The sequence below is a fragment of the Psychrobacter sp. LFX-11D genome (genome assembly GCF_904846475.1).
Lineage (GTDB): Bacteria > Pseudomonadota > Gammaproteobacteria > Pseudomonadales > Moraxellaceae > Psychrobacter > Psychrobacter cryohalolentis.
In genome coordinates this window covers 1-1063 of sequence record NZ_CAJHAV010000037.1, presented here as the reverse complement: position 1 = coordinate 1063, position 1063 = coordinate 1, and the positions used below count along the sequence as shown (strand labels likewise).

Genomic DNA, 1063 nt, shown 5'->3' with positions numbered 1-1063 from the left:
GGTGTAATGGACATTTTTCATGCTGGGATAGGTCCTAAAGCTATATACTGTCTATATTTGCAAGGAATCAACGCCATGAATCAAAAAACTGCCCTTTTTGTAGTGACAAACATACAAAGAAGAATGGACGCAAACTAGGCAAACAACAGTACCAATGCCTATCTTGCAAACGGCAGTTTTTAGGTGGCGTAAGACTCGATAACCAAACCCTTTGGACAGAATATACTCAAGGTAAACAGACCTACCAACAACTGGCTGACAAATATAATTGTAGTCTTAAAACCATCCAAAGACGCTTAGATAAAGTCAGTATCGAGTATCAAATTAAACGTCCTACGACTGCTAATATCATCATGGACACCACCTACTTTGGTCGCAAGTTTGGTTTAATGGTCTTTATGGACAACGCCACTAGAACCGTTCTTTATTACGCTGTAGTGAGTCATGAAGCCAACAGTGCTTATAAGCAAGGAGTGGATCATTTAGCATCGTTAGGCGTTGATGTACAAAGCATTACCTGTGATGGAAGACGAGGACTTAGAACGCTTTTTATTAGCACCCCTTGTCAGATGTGTCAGTTTCATCAAATGCAAATAGTGACTCGTTACCTGACTCGTCGTCCTAAGAACATCGCGAGCATTGAACTTAGAGGGCTTGCTTTAGACTTAACTGTGCTTGATAAAGCCACATTCACAAAACACTTGGATCAGTGGTATTTAACTCATGAAGACTATCTTTATGAACGTAGTACTAATGAAGGTACTGGTAAAACGTGGTACACCCACAAGCGTCTTAGAAGTGCTTATCGTAGTCTCAGAACCAATAGTGATTGGTTATTTACTTATCAAGAATGTGAGCAGTTAGACATACCAAACACCACAAATTCTCTTGAAGGTTTGTTTAGTGAGTTAAAGCGACAATTACACAGTCATCATGGGCTAAATGAGCACCGTAAGTTACGGTTTATTAAAGACTTTTTAGCATCAAAGTCACTCAAATAGCATGAATTATGTCCATTAGCGACTACCTTCTACTTTTTAGCATGAATTTTGTCCATTACACC

General features: G+C 39.2%; 1 protein-coding gene. It reads left to right on the top strand.

Translation table 11 applies throughout. The annotated features are described in order from the left end of the window. The first annotated feature begins 353 nt into the window (after window positions 1-353). Window positions 354-1001 carry a hypothetical protein gene (locus JMX75_RS12820; RefSeq protein WP_133105500.1) on the top strand — a complete coding sequence of 216 codons (648 nt, stop codon included), beginning with the start codon at window positions 354-356 and terminating at the stop codon, window positions 999-1001. The last annotated feature ends 62 nt before the right edge of the window (window positions 1002-1063 follow it).